The organism is Micromonospora sp. L5, assembly GCF_000177655.2.
Classification (GTDB): Bacteria; Actinomycetota; Actinomycetes; order Mycobacteriales; family Micromonosporaceae; genus Micromonospora; species Micromonospora aurantiaca.
Genome location: NC_014815.1, coordinates 4,905,852 through 4,929,394, shown reverse-complemented (window position 1 = coordinate 4,929,394; position 23,543 = coordinate 4,905,852). Strand labels below are relative to the sequence as shown.

Annotated in this window: 7 protein-coding genes; all 7 read left to right on the top strand. The window is 74.1% G+C overall.

The annotated features are described in order from the left end of the window. Positions 1–16: 16 nt before the first annotated feature. The 7 genes from ML5_RS22775 (at position 17) to ML5_RS22745 (ending at position 23,533) form a co-directional block, all read left to right on the top strand. A complete protein-coding gene (locus tag ML5_RS22775) occupies positions 17–427 on the top strand; it encodes a YbaB/EbfC family nucleoid-associated protein (RefSeq protein WP_013286990.1) in 411 nt (136 codons plus the stop codon). Next, complete coding sequence (locus ML5_RS22770; protein WP_013476336.1) at positions 424–1,317, top strand: WXG100 family type VII secretion target; 894 nt, start codon at positions 424–426, stop codon at positions 1,315–1,317. Before ML5_RS22775 ends, ML5_RS22770 begins: the two co-directional genes overlap by 4 nt. A 25-nt stretch (positions 1,318–1,342) precedes the next feature. After that, entirely contained in the window at positions 1,343–21,289 is a 19,947-nt protein-coding gene (locus ML5_RS22765; protein WP_013476335.1) for a DUF6531 domain-containing protein, read from the top strand. A 78-nt stretch (positions 21,290–21,367) separates the two neighbouring features. Beyond that, positions 21,368–21,691 carry a YrhB family protein gene (locus ML5_RS22760; protein ID WP_013286993.1) on the top strand — a complete coding sequence of 108 codons (324 nt, stop codon included), beginning with the start codon at positions 21,368–21,370 and terminating at the stop codon, positions 21,689–21,691. A gap of 62 nt (positions 21,692–21,753) precedes the next feature. Continuing rightward, a complete protein-coding gene (locus ML5_RS22755) occupies positions 21,754–22,119 on the top strand; it encodes a type VII secretion system-associated protein (protein WP_013476334.1) in 366 nt (121 codons plus the stop codon). Beyond that, a complete protein-coding gene (locus tag ML5_RS22750; protein ID WP_013476333.1) occupies positions 22,116–22,616 on the top strand; it encodes a type VII secretion system-associated protein in 501 nt (166 codons plus the stop codon). Before ML5_RS22755 ends, ML5_RS22750 begins: the two co-directional genes overlap by 4 nt. Further along, positions 22,613–23,533, top strand: a complete 921-nt coding sequence (locus ML5_RS22745) for a hypothetical protein (RefSeq protein ID WP_013476332.1) — start codon at positions 22,613–22,615, stop codon at positions 23,531–23,533. Before ML5_RS22750 ends, ML5_RS22745 begins: the two co-directional genes overlap by 4 nt. The last annotated feature ends 10 nt before the right edge of the window (positions 23,534–23,543 follow it).

Sequence of the window (23,543 nt, the reverse complement as noted above, 5' to 3'; positions counted from 1 at the left end):
GAGGGAGTGGTCCGTCGTGAACTACAGCGAGCGCATCGAAGGCCTGTTCCAGGAGTACGAACGGCAGCGCACCAGCCTCGCCGAGATGCAGGCCCGGATGAGCGCGCTCTCGGCCACCGCGACGTCACCGCGCCGCGAGGTGAGCGTCACCGTCGGCCAGAACGGCGTGCTGACCGACATCCAGTTCCCCTCCGGCGCCCACAAGCGGCTCACCACCGCCGACCTGACGCGGCTCATCATGGACACCTACGCCGACGCCAAGGAACAGGTGATGAACCAGGCGGCCGACGTGCTCGCGCCGATGCTGCCGGACGGCCTCGACGCCCACAAGCTGGTCCGGGGCCAGGCCGGGGCCGACGCGTTCCTGCCCAAGGAACCCCGCATGGTGACGAGCGTGCGGGAACTCCTGACCCGGGGGCCCGAATGATCAGCAACAATCCCGGCGGGCGGCTGTGGGTCGACCCGGACGGCGTGGAGGGGCTCGGCAAGGCGTACGAGTCGCACGTGCAGCTCTACGAGTCCTACCTCTCCCAGCTGACCGCCCTGCGCGCCCGGTACGCCGACGCCTGGGGCGACGACGACATGGGCGAGCAGTTCTCGACCAAGTTCCTCCAGGGCCTGGACAACCTCGAAGCGATCATCGGCGGCGTCAAGGGCACCCTGCACTACACCGCCCAGGGCCTCAAGGAGAGCGGCCGGGCGTACCGGGAGGCGGACGAGGCCGCCCTGGACGTCAGCCGGAAGATGGCCAAGGACTTCGACGGCCTGGACGGACCCCCGTACGCGAGGCGGGCGGTGGCGGGCCCGGTGCTGGAGCCCACGGCGGAGGGTGAGCCGCGCCGGCCCCATCTGCTGTCCCGCCGCCTGGCGGTCGGCGAGCCGGCCGGCGAGCCGGTCGCCGAGCGGGCCAGGCTCCTCCCGCAGCAGCAGGGCACGCCGCTGCTGCCGCTGGAGCCCGCCGAGGCGCTGACCCCGCTCACCGCCGCCACTCCGGCCATCTCGTCCTACTTCGTGCGGCCGGAGTACGCGACCGCGCACGTCGGCGGCCGGCCGCTGCCCGAGGGGTACCGGCTGATCGCGCTCAACCCGTTCGAGGACGGCAGCACCCGGGTGGACGCGAACCTCTACGACTCGATCACCCCGCTGACCGGCACACCCGTCACCACGCCGGACGGCAGGGCGATCGATCCCGGACAGGGCCGGTTCTTCGTCGTCAAGGAGAACCCCTCGGTGGACCCCACCGCGCCCGGCTACCAGCCGCTGTACCTGAGCTACGCGCCCGACGGCACGCCCACCCCGATCATCCCCGGCGCCTGAGCCACCCACCCGCGCCCGGTAGGACATGCCCGACTTCCACATCCCCAACGACCCGCAGTGGCAGTGGGCGTACGACCTGATCCTCGTCGCCGTCGGCGAGGAGTACCCGAAGGCCGACCCCGCCGCCCTGCGGGCCATGGGCGACGAGCTGTACGCGCTCAGCAGCACCATCCTCAACGGGATGGGCGCGACCGCCAACCTCGGCTACGGGCTGGCCGGGAGCCTGTCCGGCCCGGCGATGGACGCGTTCCAGCAGTACCGGGTCGGTATCACCAAGAACGTGCCGGCCGGCGGCAACATCGCGCTGGCACTGGGCGGCTCGGCCTACAACTTCGCGCTGGACTCGGAGAACACCCAGTACAACATCGTCATCGCGGCCTTCACCCAGGTCGTGGAGATCGCCATCGCGCTGGCCTCCGGCTTCGGCGCGGCGGCGGTGCCCGCCCTGATCAAGATCGGTCAGGAGATCGTCGGGGCGCTGATCAGCCTCTTCCGCCAGCGCCTGCGCAACATGCTGATGCGGCTGGCCTGGGAGGCGTTCCAGGAGGGCCTGGAGGAACTCTGGCAGAGCGCCGCCGCCCAGGTCACGCAGATCATCGAGGGCAACCGCAAGTCCCTGGACTACAAGGACCTGGCGATGGCGTTCGCCGGAGGCGCGTTCATCGGCGCGGGCGTCAGCGGCGTGCAGATGATCGGCGGCAAGTTCTTCCCGAAGATCAACAACAGTGTCCTGTCGCGGGAAGGGCTGTCGGCACTCGCCGAGACGCTGTTCGAGGGCCTGTTCACCATGATGGTCGGTGGCGGCGGCTTCAACCCGTGGGCCACCATGACGTCGTCGATGATCGGCGGAATGGCCCACCACTACGCCACAGTGGTCGGCCAGAGCTACGGCCCGGGCGCCGGTGCCGGTGCGCCACCGCCGACGATCGAGACGAAGAACCTCACGACCACCGCTCCCACGCCTCCGCCCACGGCCGTGGACGGACCACCCGTGCCCCCACCCGTCGGCTCCTCCGCCGGCCCGGGCAGTCAGGGCGGCGGCCCGGGTCCGCAGCCCTCGGGCGGCCCGGTCGCCGGAGGCGGTGCCGGTCAGGGGTCCGGCCCGGGCGACGCCGGGGGTCAGGGGCCGGCCCATCAGGGCTCCGGCGACCAGGGTCCGGGCAACCAGGGCACCGGTCAGGGCAGCGCCGGAAGCACCGCTCCGGGCAGCCAGCCTCCCGGGGGCCAGACCGCGGGCGGCCAAACTGCGGGTGGCCAAACTGCGGGTGCTCAGACCCCGGGCGGTCAGACCTCCGGGGGCCAAAGCGCTGGCGGTCAGACCGCAGGCGGCCAAACTGCGGGCGGTCAGACCCCGGACACTCAGACTCCGGGCGGCCAAACCGCGGGAGATCAGACCGCGGGAGGTCAGACCGCGGGCGGTCCGACCGCGGATGGTCAGACCGCCGGTGGTCAGGTCCGCGACGGGTCGCAAGCGGGCGTATCGAACGGCAGCGCGAGCCCCGACGGCGTCGGAGGTCAGACCCCGAGCGGGCCCGGCACGGCCGGTCCGGGCGCCGGCGCCGACCCGCGTGGGGTCGGCGGTGTCGCCACGGGGCCGGGCCCGGCCGCAGGCGGCGAGGCCACGGCACCGCGCGCCGACTCGACGGGTACGCCGGGCGGCAGCCCGGCGAGCACCGGCACCGGTACGCCCACGACCGGCACCCCGGCAGCGGGCGCCGACGTCGCCGCGCCCTATGGCGGCGGACTTCCCGGTTTCGACACTCCGACGTCGAGCGGCGGAACAGCCGGTGCCGACACCCCGGCACCCGTGACCTCGCCCGCCACCACTGCCGGCCCGGTGGCCGTCCCGGCCGACCCCGCACCGTCCACCGCCACACCGAGCGCAGGCACACCGGCAACCACCACGCCAGGCACAGCCACGCCGAGCACCGGCACCGCGAGCACCACCGCACCGCCGACCACCACCGCATCGAGCACCGGCACCCCGTCTGCGAGCACGCCGTCGACCAGCCCACCGACCAGCGCGCCGAGCACCGGCACGTCGACCACGAGCACCCCGGCCGCCGGTACGCCGTCGTCGAGTTCGACGACCAGCGGCCAGCCGACCGCTCCCCCACGCGACGTCGTCGGCGCCGCGCCCCCACCACCGATGGCGCCCGTCGACGGCATCTCGGTCGACGGCCCGGCCGTGGTGGCCTCCCCGACCACCGATCCGGGTGTCGGCACGCCATCCACAGGGGAGCAGGCGGTCGCGGTACCAGGCCCGAGCACCGACGCCTCACCGAACGACGTCCACTCGGACGCCTCGGTGGACGCCACCGCCGACACGGTGGCGGAACACGCCACGGACACGAGCGCCGTCGACACCGCACCGACGCCGGACGGACCGACGGCAGGACAGGGCGACACCGCCGAACCGACGCCGGACGGGTCGCGAAGCGTGCAAGCGCCGCCGCTCACCGTCGCGGACCCTGCCGCGCCCACCCGGGCCGAGCGGAGCCCGCAGTTCCGGCAGGCCAAGGCGAGCGCGGAACCGAAGCGGCTGCGCACCGAGCGGTACGTGCCCTGGAAGGACACCGTCGTCCCCGGCACGCACCTGCTGCGCGGCGAGATCACGACTATCGACTTCACCACCCGGGAGTTAACCGCCGACGGCAGGGACTACCGGTCGTTCGACGTACACCTGGATCTGGTCTCGAAGAACGACCAGATGTCCCCCCGGGAGTTGCGGGACTTCGCGGAGACGGTGCAGCGCACAGTCGACGAGATGGTCAACGGCCGGTACACGCTGCCCGACGGCCGGCTGCTGCACATCGACCTGGTCGTCGACACGCCTCCGTGGCGCGACGGTATGACCCGCGACTGGCAGGCGGATCCGCGCCGCAACCCGCCGGTCGAGGTGACCTCGGAGACCGGGGTGAGCACCGACCAGCACCTGTGGAACACCGGGGACCGTCTCTCGGTGATGGTGCACGAGGTGATGCACTACCTCGGGGCCAAGGAGGGTCACCAGGCCCCCGAGCACCTGTTCACCACAGTCGACCGTCCCGGGGTGATGGGCGTCGACGTCGGCGCCCTGCCGACGTCGTCGGAGCAGGCCGCGACCTCGACCGGGCCGGTCGACTATCTCACCGCGCAGGATCTGGCGACGATCCACGACGCCGCGCTGACCGCCGGCCCGGTGCGCGACCTGCCGGTGCCGCAGACGGCGCACGACCAGACGCCGGACCCGCGTCCGAATCCGCAGATCCCGTCCCGCGCCCCGGCCCCGCCACCGCCGCCGCCACCACCGCCCGGCATGACGGGCATGCCGCCACCACCGCCACCGCCACCCGGTATGCCGGGCATGCTCCCACCGCCACCACCGCCGGGCATGCCGCCACCACCCGGCATGCCGCCACCGCCGTCGGCCGGTCCCACGACTCAGGCCGTCGACCTGACCCCGACGGACCTCTCACCCGCCACGCTGCGGCACCGTGACCCGAGGCCCTCGCCCACCCCCGTCGGCCAGAGGCTGAACGAGAAGTACGGCGTCGTGCACGTCGTGGACCAGGGGTCGCCCGGCGTGGGACACCAGGCCGCGACGGTCGCGATGCTCGACGGGCTGGCCGCCACCGGCTACCGGGGCACGGTCGTGCTGACCTATCCCGGCAACAAGACGCCCTTCTACGCCGAGCAGCTCGGCCGGCAGGAGGAGTTCGAGACACCGGCGGGCTCGTACGACCTGTTCCACCGGGAGTGGACCGGCCACCGCGGTGGGATGGACGTCGTCATGCGACCGCAGGGGCCGCCCGGCACCAATGAGAAAGCCTGGAAGACGACGGACTGGCCCGGCGCGCCAGGGGCCAAGGCGTGGCAGGTGGACCGGCAGAAGGGTTTCCGCGAGAAGAAGATCCGCGAGCAGGGCAACACCCAGAGCCTGCGCATGGACGAGCTCGCCGCCCGCCTGCTCCCCGAGGGCGACGTGCTGACGGTGCTGCCGGCTGTCGACGTACCGAAGAACGACGACGGCTCGGAGTGGACCGCGGAGCAGAAGCGGGAGTGGTTCCAGCAGGCGTGGGCCGGTCCGCTGCGCGACGCCGCCCGTGGCAGGGACCACGACGTCGTCACGCTCCAGCCGTTCCTGTGGGACCAGTTCCCCCGGCAGGTCCGCAGCACCACCGGGACGGTCGAGGCGGAACTCGACGAGACTTCGACCGGGGTGCCGTCCTACCGTCGCCCGCCGCCCTCCACCCGGCCGGCCGCCCGGGACGTCATCACCGCCACCGGGATCCCCGGGGCCGACGACCTCGCGGCAGTGGTCGACGACGACGCCACCGACGTGGTGCTCGTCTACTACGGCGACACGCCTGACACTCCCCCGCACCAGGAGGTCGTCGATCGGCTGGCCGCCGCCGCCCGGCCCGGCCGGAAGACCGTCGTCCTGGTGCTCGGCGACAGCGAGCGCGGCTTCACCACGAGCAACGCCGACGTCCACGTCGCGGCACTGCCCCGTGTCACACCGGAGCAGATGGCCGGTCTCCGCGACCGCGCCACGCTCGTGGTCACCGAGGGCGCGAACACGTGGCAGGAGGCGCTCGCGGAGGGCAGGCCCACGCTCTCCGTGACCGGCTCCGAGGGTGACACCAGGCCGTGGCGCAACGAGCCGGCGTCGGTCCGGAACGACGACGCCGCCCGGGGCGGCCATGACCGGCTCGTGGTGGCGTCGGAGTACCTGCGGAACGGCGGCGACCCCGCCACGGTGCGGGACTTCGTCCAGGACGACGACGGCGGTGTCCGCACGTACTTCGACGGGTGGCGGGACGCGCTCGGCCAGACCGGCTCCGACCAGGTCGACCAGGCCCTCGCCACGGTCACCGGCCTGCCGCTGGACCCGGACGCCCGCCCGCGCACCGACGCCGCGCCCGGCGCTCCCCCGGCCGACAACACCCTGCGCGTCCCGGGAGTCCTGCCGGACCGGTTCCCCACGCCCAAGACCCGCGACGAGATCGCCCAGGCCCGCGCCGAGCAGCACGACACCGCGCCACGGCGGATCGCGAACACCAGCGCGTATGACGTCATCGACCGTGGGCTCCATCCCGACACCCGCGTGCCCGACGTGGTCGCCCGCTCGTACGAGCAGGCCGGCCTGACCGTTCCGGCGGGCGACCGGCCCCGCCTGCGCCTCGACGCGGTGGACAACCGCATCGCGTACGACCATCGGGTGCTGGACCTCGGCGACCGCAACGTGCAGGACTTCACGGTCAAGGTCTTCCTGGACGCCCGGGACGACGCGGCGGCGGATGCCCGGCCGGACGTGGAGACCCGGGTACGCGACGCGGTCGACGCGATCTACAACCAGGGCTTCCGGATCGGCGGCGATCAGCTCAACGTCACAGTGGAGTTCGTGACCCGGCCGAGCGAGGCACACGCCGTCGTGGCGCTGCACGGCTCTCCGTCACCGACCACCCAGACCACCTGGTCGACGCACTCCTCCGACCTCGACCTCGCGCACGAGATCGGGCACTTCCTCGGTCTGCGCGACGAGTACTCGGTGGCGGACCGCGCCCTGGACGGCACCTTCGTCCAGGGCGACAACTCGCTGATGGCGACCACCACGCGGCAGCCCGGCAACGATCCGCGGTTGCTGGCGCGCAACGTCCACCGGATCGCCGGTCAGCAGCGCGACGTGCTCTCACCCGACCGTGGCGGGTTGCCGCCCCGGACGGCGCCGGTCCGGTTCGAGCCGGTACGGGTGCCCGGCGGCCGCAACGCACGGTTCGACGAGCTGACCCGGCACACCCGCGACGTCGGTCCGGGCAACTACCGGAAGGAGACGGCCGACCTCAAGGACGACGGCGCGCCCATCGGGTTCGTCGTCAACTCGATGCTGCCCGCCGATGACGTCGACCAGATCCCCGAGGTGGTCCGCGCCGTCACCGAGGGACTCGCCCCGGGCACCACAGTCGCGTTCGTCTTCGGCGTCAACACCACAGCCGAGGTGCCCGACCTCGCCTTCCGGGACGCGGTCGCCCGGGCCGCCCGGCTCGCCGAGAGCCTCGACGTGCCGGTGGCGGTCAACGGCTACGCGGTCGGGACGAAGAACGGGAAGTTCCCGTACGGCCGGACCCGCAACCAGGTGCTCCGCGACCCCGACACGGTCGCCGCGATCCAGGGCCTCGCGCAGGGCGGTCCGGACGGCGAGGCCCGGCGCTACCCGTACGTGTCGATCCAGGACTTCGACAGGGGCGCCCGGACGACGGCCGACGGCACCCACGTGTTCGACCGCATCGACAGCCGGACCCGCTTCGACCCGGACGCGACCGGACCGCAGGACGAGCCACCGGCCCGGCCCATGATGATCTCCGGCGGATACCGCGTCGGCGACACCGAGGAGCTGATCCGGCGTACCCGGGAACGGCTGGAACGACGCGCACGCGACCACCGGGCGAGGATCGCCGGCCTCCCCGCGGGCAGCGAACGCACGACCGAGCAGCAGAAGCTGGCCGCCGTGCACAACGGCCTCGCCAAGCTCGACACGCAGGCCGGGCGGGACGCCTTCGTCCGGGACTTCACCACCGCCGTGGACGAGGACATGCGCTCCCGGGACCGGCAGGCCACGGTCCACCCGATGCTGCCGTACTCGCCGGAGCCGAACCTGTTCGTCGACGGCCTGCTCACCCTGGGCCGGCCCGAGGTCCGGTTCGGCGACGCGGGCGCGGAGTTCCTCCTGCTGGCCGAGAGCCTGCACCGGGCGTACGGCGAGGAGCTCGCCGTCGCCCACGGCGCGGCGACGCCGGCCGGCCTGCCGGCGGACGTCCTCACCGTCGACGTCCAGGTCGACTCGCAGAACAACAGGCATCCCGACCGCGACCTGGCCTTCATGACGGACTTCGTGGGCGCCGCCACGCCCACCGACCTGTCCCGGCTCGCGGCCGACTTCGCCGTCGGCAACTTCCTGCCGCAGTCGCACGCCGTGCCGACGAACGTCAACCGGCAGCTGTTCTACACCGAGGGCACCGGCTTCAAGGAGTACCGGGCCGAACTGCGCAGGCCGGACCTCGCCGCCCCGAAGCCGTTCGCCGCACCCACCGACGTGGTGCCCGGCCCGTCGTGGACGTGGCAGCAGACGCTCACGCCGCAGCAGCTGCGGCAGCTCGGCGCGCAACCACACAACAGGTACGTCACCGCCGTCTCGCTGCCGGCGCCGGACACCACCACGGCGCCGGACGTCCCACCCGAGTTCGACCCCGACCTGGACCCGGCACGGCCGGCCAGGACCGTGGGCCTGCCGGACAGCCAGCGCCTCGCCGCCGCGCACCTCGTCGCGACGTCGAACGACTCCGGGACCATCCAGCAGGAGTTCGCCGCCGCCACCGCCGTCGCCGACCGTGGCGGGCTCGGCCGGCAGTCCGGCTCCCTCTACGACGCGATCGCCGCCGCGCTGCCCGACGGTGACGCCGACGCCCTGCGGATGAGCACGCTGCACGCCGGCCGGGACACGATGAGTCTCGACGAGGCCGCGGCGATGCGGCAGCGCAACCCGTACGACAACGGCCACTTCGTCCGGGCCGTACTAGCCCCCGACCCCGGGGGGCAACGCCGCGACACGCCGGTCGACGACGCCGAACGGCAGCGCATCGCCAACGCGCACGACGTGGTCGAGTTCGCCGCCGCCCGCGGCACCCAGGTGCACCTCGTCGTGTACGACGACCCGGCCGGGCCGCCGCGGGACTACCCGGTGGTCGGCGCCCGGCCGCGTGGACGGCTGGAGCTGCTCCGCACGATCGACCCGTCGGGTCACGTCACCTACGCACGCCATGTGCCACCTCCGTCGGCCCCGGCGAACGACAGCGACAGCGACAGTGACAGCGATTCCGGCGGCTTCGACCTGTTCGGCGACGACGACGGCTACGGAGGCTTCGACGGCGGCTTCGACGACGACAGAAGCGACGACAGCGACGACGGGCTCGCCACGTCCACGCCGGCCGGCGACCCGGCCACCCGGTCGGCCGCCGACGACACCTCCACCGCAGAAGAGACCGCCGCAGAAGAGACCACCGCCGCGGAGGACACCGCGGGCGGGACGTCGTCGGCCACCGAGACCACCGCGCCGCTGCCGTCGCCCGACGCGGTACGCCGGGGCCTGCCCTCCTACCTGCGGGACAGCCGCACCCTCGGCCTCGCCGAACAGTTGCGCGCCACCGAGAACGCGGCGCTCGGCGCGGCGCTGCGGACCCTCGACCCCGGCCTGTCCGACGACGTGGTCGCCGCCGTGGAGGCGGACAGCCGCGACGACGTGGACCAGTTCCTCGGCGAGGGCCGCCCGTACCCGGTCACGATCGACGGGCGGCCGGCCGAGCTGCGGGTCACCGCCGTCCTCGACTGGGACGCGCTCACAGTGGACCGGGCCCACGACGACCCGCGCAAGGTCTCCGCCAAGAACCGGGAGAACCTCACCCACACGCTGCGCCACAACCGGGACCGGCGGGTCGAGCCGAAGGTGACAGTCACCGCGATGCCCGGTGTCGTCGTCGGCGTCGGCGGCTCGGTGCCGACGGCGCCCACCACCGAGCACTCCGCCGCCCACAAGGACACCTACACGTCCACCACCACTGTCAAGGTCACCGGGCTGACCGAGGTGACGGTGCCGATCCGGTTCGTCGCAAGGCTCGTGCGGCCCGGCCGTCCCGCCGTCGACCCGGTCGAGACCTCCGGCAGCGTCGCTCTCGCCGTACACACGGGGTTGCGGACGGCAGACGCGACAGCGCCGGCCGCCGCGGACCGTGCGCTCGGCGCGCCCGTGCCGGCCCGGTTCGGGGTGGAGAGCGTACGCAGCCGGCCGGCCGATCCGGGCGCCACGTTCTTCGACCAGGTGGAGGCGATCCTCGCCGAGGACGGCATGGCCGACCTCGTGCGGATCGGCGCGCCCGGCCGCCCGGTGATGCAGAAGCTGCTCAGCGACGCGACGTTCTCCGGCAGCCTGCCGGCGATGGTGGTCACCGACCCGGCGAACGTCCACGACGGCTGGGTCCGGTCGGGTTCGCTGCCGCGCGCCGCGCGCAGCGGCTGGCGGCGTTTCTTCCCGGGCCGCGCCCGGCAGGTCGAGGTACGCCTGGTCGCCCGGCACGTCGAGGAGGTGGAGCGGGTCGACGGGCTCACGCACGTCGACACGTCCGCGCTCGCCGCCGAGAGCACGAGCGCCGCCGCCACCAAGCGGCAGTGGGGGCTGTGGGGCCTCGCCGGCGCCGGAGTGGACGCCGCGCCGCTGAGCCTGGTCGTCGGGCCGCGGGTCGGCGGCGGCCGGGAGCGTGGCGCCACCCGGACGATCACCGAGCGGACCGGCGGCAAGCAGACGGTGACCGGCACTGCGCCGGCCGTCCGGTACCGGGTCGAGTACGGCGTCCAGGTGCGCGTCCTGGGCCGCGCGCCGCGGATGTTGTCCGGTTCCGTCGACGCGCTCCAGTGGACCACCGGCGACCGGCTGCCCGGCACCGCCCTCGACCCGGACGGCCGGGAGTGGCGCGGACGGCGCGGCACCGACCGGACCCACTTCGCACCGGCGCGCATCGAGCGGGGTGAGTCGTTCGGCGGCGCGTACCTGACCCGGGTCGGCGACCGGAGCCTGTACGAGACGGTCGCCGACGCGGTGCGGTCGGTGCCCGGTCACGACCGGTTCCGCCTGGCCACCCGCGACGAGACGCTGCGGCACTTCGGCGACGCGCAGCTCGCCGACGGGCTGACCCCCGAGCTTCAGGCGGCACTGACCCGGGCCACCGACCTGCGCACGCAGCTCTCCCCCGACCAGCTGCGCCACCTGGCGGACCGGATCGTCGGCCCGGGGTTGAAGATCCCGCTGATCCGTACCGGCACGTTCCACGACCACGTCACGGTGGTGACGATCAAGGGCAGCCTCGGCGAGGTGTCCGACGGCGACCTGCTCGACCACGACAAGATCGGCACCGCCGCCAAGCGGACCGCCAGGTCCACAGTCACCAGCGCCCGCGACGACAGCCGGTCGGCCGAGCTGAGCCTGGAGCCACGCATCCTGGGTCCGCTCGGTCAGGCCGCCTCGACGCTGCTCGGCGGACCGCGCGCCGCGGTCACCTGGGGCACCACCGACGAGAGCGCCGTCACCGGCGGGCAGTCCACCGAGAGCGACCACGGGCCGGCGCTCGACGACGAGGGCAAGCCCACCGGGGTACGGCTGCGCGAGTTCGCCGCCACCCTCGACCTCACCGTCACCACCACGTCCACGGTGCGGGTCAACCAGGCGGGCCGGCAGCTGTCGTTCGGGGCGTACGGCCGGGACGTGCCGACCGTCGTAGCCGCATCAGAGCAGCGCCCCCGCACGCACCGCCTCGACGTGCGCATGCTCGTCCCGGAGTCGCGGGTCTCCCGGCAACGGCCCGGCGCGGAGCCCAGCCCGGTCCCCCGCGACGTGGAGACCATGGCGTACCCGCCGCCGCTGAGCCGGATGACCGGCGGGCCGCACGACCTCGACGGACGCCGGGTGGAGTCGTTCGTCGGCGCCGACCGGTTGCAGGACGCGGTGGTCGAGACGCTGCGCGAGGCGAGCCGGGACGACGTCTACGCGGTCGAGGACGGCCGGATTTCCACTGTGGTCGCCGACGAGCTGTCGCCCGAGCGCCTCACCGGTGACGCCGAGCTGTTCAGCCGCCCGCTGGCGCTGAGCAACCTGTGGCACGGCCGCCGTGCCGCCGATGCCCGCGCCGACGTGCGGGTACGGCTGCGCCCGACCAACCCGGCGGTGCTCGACGGCGCCGAGTTCGCGCGCGTCAAGCGGACCTTCGCCAGCGGCACCGCCCGCAAGACCACTCACGCGCGCGCGGTCGAGCTGAGCGTCTCCGGCACCGGCGTCGCGTCGGTCAGCGGGCCGGTCGCCGACCACGGCGGCAGCACCGGCCGGCCCGGCGGCGCTGTCATTCTGTCCGTCACACCGTGGCGGCGGGCGTGGGGCCGGATCAGCGAGCGCAGCGCCTCCGGGGTCTCCAAGCTGCGTCTCGGCGGCGGCCGGGCCGAACGCGAGCTGCTGGTGCGGGTGGACGTCGAGGCCGAGGTGGTCGCCGAGGCCCGGCACGACAGCAACCTGCGTCCGCTGGGCCGCTGGCCCGGCACACCGGCCCGGCGGGCCGGCCGGCGGCTCACCCTGCCCGGCGCTGTCGTCATGCGGATGACCCCGGCGGAGCTGAAACGACTCCAGGACCGCGACCGCGCCCGCCGGCACGGCACCGCCGACGTACGGCTGCACCTGCGGCACGCCGAGAACGCCGAGACGCTCCGCGCCGAGCAGCGCGAGCAGCTCGCCCGGATGACGCGCGAACAGGCCACGGAACTCAGGAACCTGCTGCGGCGGCAGCACACCGACCTGCGTGACGTGCAGGCCTACGTGGACCGGGTCCGGCGGGACCGCCGCATCAGCCCGGCGGGCCGGCAGCTCGCCGACGACTACCTGGCCGATCTCCAGGAACGCCACCGGCGCGAACGCGAGGATCTGGCCACGGCGCACGAGGCGGCCACGGACGCGCTGCGGACGGCGCAAGAGCGGGAGCGGGCCGAGCAGGCCGAACAGCAACAGCGGGAACGCGACCTGGTACGCGAGGCACAGCAGCGGCAGAACGAGGACGCCGCGGGCCCCGGCGCACCGGCCCACGCGGCACAACCGGAGTTCCGGGCCGGACCGGAACGGTCCCTCGGCATCGGCGGCGTCACCACCCACATCGACCTCACCGATCGCATCCCGCACCTGCGGCGTGCCCTGGCGCGGGAGTCGAGCGAGGAACTCGCCCAGGCGATCCTGCCGTCCACCCGGAACCGCGGCCCGGACGACCCGATCCGAGGGCTCGGCAGCACCGGTTTCCTCGGCGCCGCCCACCTGCACCTGGCCGACGCGCTCAACGGCGGCCGGAGCGAGACGGTACGGCTGGAGCGGCGTTTCCGGGGCGCCACGTACGACGTCACGCTCACCGCCGAGCCGGTGGGCGAGCCGAGCTTCACCGGCATCGACCTGGTCGACGAACTGTCCGTCACCGACCGCGCGGTCGTCGGCGAGGCGCAGACCCGCACCACGTCGCGGACGGCGGCGCAGGTCACGTTGACCGGACGTGCGCAGGGCACCGAGACCGACCGGGTCCAGGACGACGCCACCCGCACCGCCGGACACGGCCCGGCCTCCGGCACCGTCGCCGCCGGTCTCACCGGCACCGCCGCCCTCGGCAACCAGGCCACCAAGGCGATCGAGCGCACCGGCCGCACGTACGAGCAGTCGCTGACCGTGTCCGGCCCGGTGCCCACGTACCGCGGGGCGGTCCGCCTGACCGTCACCGTCACCGGGCGCGGGCTGCCCGAGGGCGGCGTGTCGGTCCACGCGGTCCACGACGTCACCACGTACTCGGCGACCGAGGGCAGGAAACTGGCCGTGTCCGGCCCGGTCACACCGGTCGCCGCCGGGCAGACCACCGACGAGGGCCGACGGCGATGGCGCGAGGAGGCCGGCTTCGACCGGCTGCCCGAGCCGGGTCGGTTCGCCGTCGAGGACGTCCTGGTCGACCTGCCTGGCCTGCACGATGCGGCCCGGCAGGCGCTCGTCGCCTCCGGCGCCGCACCCGGCAGGGACGTCGATGCGGCGCTGCGCGACACACTGACCGTGAGCCGGATCAAGGCGTTGCCGGCGATGCTGACCGGCGCGTACCCGCTGCCGATGCCGGCCGGGCTGGGCCGCGACCTGTTCCTCGACGCCCGGCTGGTGGCCCGCCCGAAGCTCCTGCGCGCGGACGCCACGGTGAAGATCGGCGGCTCGGCGAAACGCGCCGCGGACACCGAGTACGAGCAGACCGCCGGACGTTCGTTCGCGCTGAAGACGGCCGGGCCGCTCGTCGTCGGCGGCGTCGGCCATCCGGGCGGCGCGAGCCGGGTGGGCGAGCGGCAGGACTTCGCCGCCGTCAACGCGGCCACACTCGTCGAGCAGCAGCTCTACCGGACCGACCCGGGCGCCCAGGTGAAGGACGAGGGCAAGGTCTCGGTCAGCACGACCGGCAAGCCGGCCCGGCGCACCGACCCGGACGACAAGCTCACCGCCGCGGTCGAGTACGACGTCGAGTTCCGTTTCGTCGCGCGTTCCCGCGACGCCGCGGGCCGGCACCGGGCCGGCACGGAGGTCCGGGTGCCCGGCGGTTTCGTGGTCCGGCTGGACGAGGCGGCGGCCCGGGACGTCATCGGCCGGGACCTCTCCCCCGGTCTGCGCGCTTCCGCGCTCGCCGTCGCCGACGCGGCGAAGAAGCTGTCGGCCGCGGCGGCCCGCCTGGACGGCCTGGCCTCCCGGACGGACGCGGACGCCGACGCCGTCGCCGAGGCCGAGCAGTCCGTGACGGAGGCCGAGAACGCCTGGTGGGACGCCTACCGTGCGCACGAGGCCGAGGTGGCCCCGCCACCACCGGCACCCGCCCCGCCGGTGGACGTGCCCGCCGCCGAGGTGGCCACGCCCACCGCGCAGGCCCCTGTGGTCGGCGACCCGGTCGACGTCACCACCGGCCGGGTCCTCTACACCGAGATCGACGCCCGGCTCCCGGGGCTCACCCTGGAACGGACCCACCGCTCCGACTACCGGTGGGGCCGCTGCTTCGGCCCGACCTGGGCCTCCACGCTGGACCAGCGCGTCGTCACCGACGACACGTACGCGCGGTTCCTGGCCGCCGACGGCTCGATCCACACGTACCGGATGCCGGCCGAGGGCGACGAGGCGCTGCCGGTCGCCGGCCCCGGCGGGCCGCTGCGCCGGCTGGCCGGCGGCGGCTGGCTGCTCACCGAGCCGGGCCGGTCGCTGCTGTTCGCGCCGGCCGACGCCCACGGCGACTCCTGGCTCACCGACGTGGTCACCGACCGCACCGGGTGGCGGATCGAACGCTCCGCAGACGGCACGCCCGGCCTGCTGCTCTCCGCGTCCGGCCTGGTCGTGGTGCCGCACCTGACCGGCGGCCTGGTCGTCGGCGCACACGTCCGCGCCGCCGACGGCACCGTCCACCTCCCCTCCTTCGGCTACGACGACAGGCGGCGCCTGGTCGAGGTCCGCAACTCCTCCGGCCACGAGACGCGGCTGCGCTACGACGACGCGGGCCGGCTCGTGCGCTGGCAGGACCGCAACGGCGAGTGGTTCGGATACGACTACGACGAGGCGGGCCGCTGCGTCCGGGCCGGCGGCGGCGGTGACGTCCTGCGCTACTCCCTGCGGTACGACGACGGCGTCACGCACGTGACGAACTCGCTGGGCGAGGTGACCCGGTACGAGTTCGACGAGCGCCACCTGGTCACCGCGATCGTCGACCCACTGGGCGCGACGGTCCGGCAGGAGTGGGACACGGCGCACCGGCTGCTGTCGCGCACCGACCCGCTCGGTCGCGTCACCCGCTTCGACCACGAGGCGCGCACGCTCACCCTCCCGGACGGCTCGACCCACCCGGTCCCGCCGCGCCCGCCCGCGCCCGCGGACGACATCGAGTTCGACGCGCTCGGACGGGTCCGGGCGACCCGGGCCCCGGACGGCGCGGTCACGACGTACGGCTGGACCGCCGAGGGGGATCTCGCGTGGCGGGTCCGCCCGGACGGCTCCACGCAACGGTGGTTCTACGACGGTGAAGGGAATCTGGTGGACGTCATCGACGCATCAGGAAGGGCGGTGAGCTTCGAGTACGGCCCCTTCGATCTACCCACGGCACGGGTGGATCAGGCGGGGAACCGCACCGAGTTCACGTACGACACGGAACTACGGCTCATCGGGGTGACGAATCCGGCGGGCCGGACGTGGCACTACGAGTACGACGCGGCCGGCCGCCTGTGCGGGCAGACCGACTTCGACGGCCGTACCCAGCGCTACGAGCACGACGAGGCGGGCCGGCTGGTCGCGCACACCGACGCCGCCGGCACCGTCACCCGCTACCGCTGGGACGCGCGGGGCCGGGTCGTGGAACGCCGGGTCGGCGACGCCGTCACCCGCGTCGAGTACGACGCCGACGGCCACGTGGCGGCAGTGCTCAGCCCGGACGCGCAGGTGCGGTTCACCCGCGACGCCGAGGGCCGGGTGCTGTCCGAGACGATCAACGGCCGGACCGTGCGCACCTCGTACACCGCCTCCGGCACGGTCGAGGCGCGCACCACGCCGTCGGGCCGGTCGAGCCGCTGGACGTTCGACGCCGACGGCCGCCCGGAGAGCCTGACCGCCGGGGAGCACCTGCTCGGCTTCACCCACGACGACGCCGGCCGGGAGATCGGCCGGACCGTCGGCGGCCTGGTCACGCTGCGGCAGACCTTCGACGCGGCCGGGCGGCTCACCGGGCAGCACATCGCCGACGCCGCCGAGCGCCACTACACCTACGACGCCGCCGACCGCGTCACCGCGATCGCCGACTCGCTCGCCGGCGACCTGACGTTCACCGCCGACGACACCGGCCGCATCCGGGCCGTCGACGGGGACAACCCACAGCGGTACGACTACGACGAGGCCGGCAACCTGGTCGGCGCCGGTGGCGGGCGCTGGGAGTTCACCGGCACCATGCTCGTGCGCTCCGACGACGCGACGTTCTCCTACGACGCGAAGGGCCGCCTCACCAGCCGGGTCGACGACGCGGGCGCGTGGCGCTTCGAGTGGGACGCCGAGGACCGGATGGTCCTGGCCGTCACGCCCGGCGGTGACCGCTGGCGCTACCGCTACGACGGCTTCGGCCGGCGTATCGCCAAGCAGCGTCTCGGCGACGGCGACCGGGTGCTGGAGGAGGTGTCGTTCGCCTGGTCCGGTGACCTGATGCTGGAGCAGACGCACCGCGACGCCGCCGGCGCCACCACCACGACCACGTGGGACTACCGGCCGGACGCGGCGGTGCCGGTCGCGCAGACCGACGACGGCACGCTCCGCGCGGTGATCACCGACACCATCGGCACCCCGACCCACCTGGTCGAGCCGGGCGGCGGGCTGCGCTGGTGGTCGCGGGGCGACCTGTGGGGACGCGGCGCGGACCGGACCGCGACGCCGCTGGCCTTCCCCGGCCAGTACGTCGACGCCGAGACCGGCCTGCACTACAACCGGTTCCGCTACTACGACCCGGCCACCGGCCGGTACGTCAGCCCCGATCCGCTGGGCCTGTCCGGCGGCCCGAACCCGACCGCGTACGTCAGCAACCCGCTGACCGTGGCCGACCCGCTGGGCCTGACCAGTTGCACGCCCGCCCCGACGACGCCGCACCCGCTGGCCGCTGTGGAGCCGGCGCTCGCCGCGCCCTCCGACCAGACGCCCAGCAGCCTGCCCACGAACGCGGCACCACCGCCGCCGAGCGCGCTCTACGGCATGCCGACCTGGGTGCGGGAGGCCAGGCGCAACCCGGACGGCACCGTCACCTACGAGTACGTGGAGCGCGACACCCCGTCGCCGCCGCCGCTGAGCACACCGGTCGGACAGGTCACCGCGCAGGCCCAGGCCTGGTTCGACACTGTCGGTTTCGCCTCGCAGACGACGCTGGCCGACACGTCCTCGACGGCGTACCAGAGCTACCAGAGCATCCGTTCCGACCTGTACGCGAGCACCGGGCACCGCCCGCGTACCGGGCCGCGCAGCAACCGGGACGGTCACTTCAACGAGCCGATGGTCGGCAACCGCCCGTACAACAACGCGGAGGGGACCGGCCTCGGCGACCGGATCGGCGCGGAGGCAGACGGCGGTCGCCGGACCGCCGGCCAGATCGCGAACTACCTCCGTGGGTTCACGGCGCTGGACTCCATCACCAGCGCCGCCGGCCGGGAGTTCGCCACCGTGGTCACATTCGCGGAGCAGGCCCGTGGCTACGCCCAGGAGCGCCACGAGGCGGCGAACGCGCTCCAGGAGATCCACTCACTGGCGAGGAGCGAACGCGCACAGCACTACTGGGAGAACGTCGGTCACTGGTACGGCCCCGCCCGTCGTGGCTACGCCAGCGAGGAGGACTACGTTCCGCCGTCGCAGCGGCCCCGGCCCGATCAGCTGATCACCGGTACACGCAGGCCGCAGCGGACCACGACGCACGCGTTCGCCGTCGACGGCGAGCCGAGCGGCAGCCGTGACCGCAGCGACCGGTCGCGCAGCCCGCGGGACCGGAGCCGCCCCAGCGGCAGCAGCCACCGGCGAGGCCGTCGCCAGGAGTACGGCTTCCAGGGGCAGCAGACCGGCCCGGTCAGCATCGGCACCGCCTCTGCCGCGACGCAGGCGGACACCACGACGCCGCTGGCCGAGCAGCTGGCAGCGGCGCAGGGCGACCCGCAGGCACAGAACCGGATCCTCGACACCTTCCGGGACGCGCTGTCCCGGGACGTCCCGTTGAGCAACGGGTCGACGTTGCAGATCATGGCGGCGAACTCGCACGGCGGCACGGCCAACACCGCCGCCGACCTCGAGACGCTCAACGACGCGGACCGGCGGCACCTGCGGCAGATCCACCAGTCCCGCGACGCCGGCAACCAGAACGACTGCATCACGCTCACGATGGCGGTCGACAGCTACAAGCAGTCCGGGCTGATCACCCAGATCCCGTCGCAGACGCAGCCGAGGGAGCTGAGCGACCTCCAGAAGCAGTACCCGGGGCGCACCACCGAGGAGGTCGGCACCCTCCAGGGGCTGGTGGACGCGCTCGGCGCCATGCCGAACGGCACCAACGGCATCGTCGGCTTCCGCACGGGCGGTCCCGGCACCGTCGGCCACGTGGTGAACGTGTCGAAGGACTCGCGGGGCCGGGTGACGTTCGAGGACTCGCAGGTGCCCGGTCTGGCGACGCTGCCGCAGATCGGACCGGACGGCTCCGTCGTCCTGATCCGGACCAGCGACCCGGTGCCCGGCCCGTCCAGCGACGTCGACATGGCCTCCGTCCGCGACGCCGACAGCGACGTCGACATGGCCTCGGTCCGCGACGCCGACAGCGACGTCGACATGGCCTCGGTCCGCGACGCCGACAGCGACGTCGACATGGCCTCGGTCCGCGACAGCGACTCCGACGTGGACATGACGGACTTCTCGCCGACCACCGAGACGTTCGCCGGGGTGGCGCCCGAAGCGGTGGCGAAGACCACCGCGGAGACGCCGACCGTGGGTGACCCGATCGACGTCACCACCGGCCGGATGATCCTCACCCACACCGACGCCGTGATGCCGGGGCTCACGCTGGAGCGGACCTACCGCTCCGACTACCGGTGGGGCCGGTCGTTCGGCCGGGCCTGGGCCTCCACGCTCGACCAGCGGATCATCGTCGACGGCGAGCAGGTCCGGTACCTGGCCGCCGACGGCTCGCTGCTCACCTACCCGCTACCGGCGGAGGGTGAGGTGGCGCAACCGGAGACCGGCCGGACGCTGCCGCTGCGCCGGCTGGTCGGCGGCGGGTGGCTGCTGACCGATCCGACGTCCGGCCGCAGCCTGCTGTTCGCCGCGGCGTCGCGCACCGAGTCGCTGCTCACCGACGTCACCGACGGCGGCGTCCGCTGGACGATCCACCGCGACCGCCGGGGTACGCCGACGCAGCTGCTGTCGTCCACCGGCGCCACCATCGCGTTCACCTCGTCCGCCGGACTGGTCACGATGGTCTCGCTGCCCAACGCGGCGGGTGACCTGATGGCGGCGTCGCAGTTCGGCTACGACGCCGACCTCAACCTGATCGAGGTGACGAACTCCTCGGGCGACCCCGAGCGCTTCACGTACGCCGACGGGCGGCTGGTGCGCTGGGAGGACCGCAACGGCGAGTGGTACACGTACACCTACGACGAGGCCGGCCGGTGCGTCGCCACCGACGGCAAGGGCGGCTACCTGCGCTACCGGTTCGACTACCAGCCGGGCCGTACGGTGGTGACCGACTCGCTCGGCGCGGTGCGCGTATACGAGCTCAACGACCGCTTCCAGGTGGTCGCGGAGACCGACGCGCTCGGCGCGACCACGCGTAACGTCTGGGACGAGGCGTACCGCCTGCGGTCCACGACCGACCCGCTGGGCCGCACCACCGCGAGCGAGTACGACGCGTACGGGCGGCTGGTCGCGGTCACCCGGCCGGACGGCAGCCGGTCCGTCACCACGTACGACGAACTCGGTCGCGCGGTGTCCTGGACCGACTTCGACGGCAGCACCCGCAACCGCCAGTTCGGCCCGGACGGCCTGCTGATCGCCGAGGTGGACGCCTCCGGTGAGGTGGTCCGGTACGAGCAGCCGGCCGCCGACGGCCGGGGCACGACCACCCACGTCGGACCGACCGCCGTCGTGCACGACACGGCCCGGCAGATCACCGCGGTGAGCACCGGGCAGGGCGAGACGGAGTACACCTACGACGCGCTCGGCCGCCTGTTCAGCATCCAGGACGACACCGGTCTCACCGAGTTCGGCTGGACGCTGGAGGGTGACCTGGCCTGGCGGGAGAACCCGGACGGTTCGGTCGAGGAGTTCCTCTACGACGGCGAGGGCAACCTGGTCGAGTGGGTCGACGCCACGGGCCGCCGGACGATCCGCGAGTACGGCGCGTTCGACCTGGTCACGGCCGAGATCGACGACGAGGGCAACCGCACCGAGTACGCGTACGACACCGAGCTGCGGCTGGTGCGTGTCACCGACCCGGCGGGTGCGACGTGGAGCTACACGTACGACCCGAACGGGCGGTTGGTGTCCGAGACCGACTTCGACGGCCGCACCCAGCGGTACGTCTACGACGCCGCCGGGCAGCTCGTCGAGCGCACCGACGCGGCCGGCGAGGTCACGCACTACACGTACGACCTGCTCGGCCGGGTGGTGGAACGGCGCACCGGCGAGTCGGTGACGCGCATCGCGTACGACGCTGCGGGCCGGGTCGTCCCCGCCGAGGACGGCGGCTCGCAGGCCCGGCTGGAGCACGACGCCGCCGGCCGGGTGGCGAACGGCGCCACAGTGTCCACCTCGTCCGGCGGTTCCCTGCCGGAACCGCACACCGCTCCAGTACCCCGGCGGTGACCCGCCGCCCGCCCCGGCCGTCACGGCGGCCGGGGCGGGCATCCCGTCAGACGAACCACGACAGAGAAGGACTACCCGATGAACGCCGACGACGCCCGCACCCGGGCGCAGACCGCGCTGCGCCGGCTGGAGAACCCGGAGCAGCCGCTGACGCTGCTCGCCCCGGACGCACCGGCCGAGTACGAGTGGTGCTGGGTGTACCCGTTCAACACGGTCCGGGCCACCGAGACCGGCGACATCATGGACACGCTCGCGGTGGGTCCGCTGGTCGTGCCGAAGAACGGCGCCGAGCCGTGGGTGGCGCCGTCCGGCCCGCCGCTGGAGCGCTGGCTCAACGAGTACGCCGCGCGGGAGGGACTGCCTCCGGTGCCGGTCCCGGCCGCACCGGACCCGTTCGCCTGAGCCGGACGGACGGCCCGCCGTGACCGTACCGTCGCGGCGGGCCGCCGCCACCTGGAGGAACCATGACCCACGGCGCCGAGCCGCTCGACGTGCTGCTGCACCGGATGATGCGCGGCGACGCCGCGATCGAGCAGGTCCAGTCCGCGCTGCGCGCCTCTCCGCTCGACCTCGCGATGAACGGCGACGGCCGTCCCCTCGTCGTCCGCTCCTTCGACGACCTGCCGTGCGTGGTCGTGGCCACCTCGGCCGACGAGCGCGCCCGCACCTTCGCGCCCGGGTGGCGCCGGGTCGAGGCGGCCGAGCTGGCCGAGCTGCTTCCGGACGGCATCGACGTCCTGGTCGACCCGAACGGCCCCGAGCCGGTACGGCTGGCCGCCGCGATCGTCTGGCACGCCCTCCGGTTCGCCGACGAGGACACGGACGGATGAGCGACGACGAGTTCCTGTTCCTGCTCGACCCGCAGTGGCCGGCAGGCGAGGACGACGAACCGCCGTTCGAGGCGGTCGTCGGGGTGTGGCAGGTCGGCGCGGACGGCGAGGTGGGCGAGTTCCGGCGCAACCCGGACTACCGCCCGCACTTCCCGGACTCCCCCACCGACCCGGTCGACGCGCTGCTGCGCCTGGTCGCGGCCGGTGCGGCGCAGCCGGCTCACCTGCGGTCGGTGCTGCGCGCGTCCCCCCTGCACCTGGCCGTGAACGGCGACGGGCGGCCGCTCGTCGTCAGCGCCCCCGGCGACGAGCGGTGCGTGGTGGTCGCCACCGGCGAACCCCACCGGGAGCCGGTGCCGGCGCCCGGGTGGCGGCTGCTGGACCTGGCGGAACTGGCCGGGGCGGCCGGTGACGGTGACGTGCTCGTCAACCCGGGCGGCCCGGCGCCCGCCCGGCTGGCCGCCGCCTTCCTGCACGAGACGGCGGCGACGCGATGAGCACCGGTCTGCTGCACCTGCTCTGCCTGCGTGCCGCGGGCCGGATCCCGGACGGCGACCTCGCCGGCCTGCGTGGCCTGCTCGTCCACGGCGACCACGGCGCCTGCGCCGCACGGCTGCTTGGCGCGTTCCCGCAGTCAGCGGCGGAGATCGCGGTGCTCACCGCGCTGCTGCCCCCGGAGACGCCGCTGCTGCCCGAACCGGCTGCGGACGAGAACGTGGACGCCGAACCGACGGCCCTGTTCGTCCCGTTCCCGCCGGCCGACCTGCCGCTGTACGCGACGGCCGCGCCGCCGGTGGTGGACGAGACAGCCGGTGGCACCGTGGACGACCTCGACCGGGCCCTGCTCGACGTGCTGGACCCGGCGCGCACCGCCGGGGTGTGGCGCTGCTGGCGGATCACCCGAGGGCCGGACGGCACCGTCGACGCCGTGCGGGTCTACCTGGTCGAGGCGACGGCGCCCGACGACGAACTGCCCGCGATCGCCGACCGGGGACAGCAGGCCCTCGCCGACGCCGGGCACGCCGCGCCGGTCGAGGTGTACGGGCCCGACCTGCCGCTGCCCGCGTACCAGTGGGCGGCCCGGTCCCGGTCCGCGCTGATCTGGGCTCCTCAGCCGCCCGGCGAGGTGCACCTGGCCGCCGACGGGGACGCCCGGCTCCCGGTCGACGACGACGAGATCGCGGCGTTCGTCACCCACCTGCGGTCGGCGCCCGCCCTGACCGCGCACCTGTGCACCGACGGCACCTGGGTCTGGCCGGCCGACGTGGCCGACCGGCTGCTCGACGAGGGCGCGCTGACCGACGAGGGTCTGCTACGGCACCTGCGGCGGTGCCGGGCCGACCCGCCCGCGCCCGCCGACGCGGTCGCCGTCCACCGGGCGTTCGCCGCCCTGGTACGCGCGAGGGCGCTCTGACCGGGTGCAC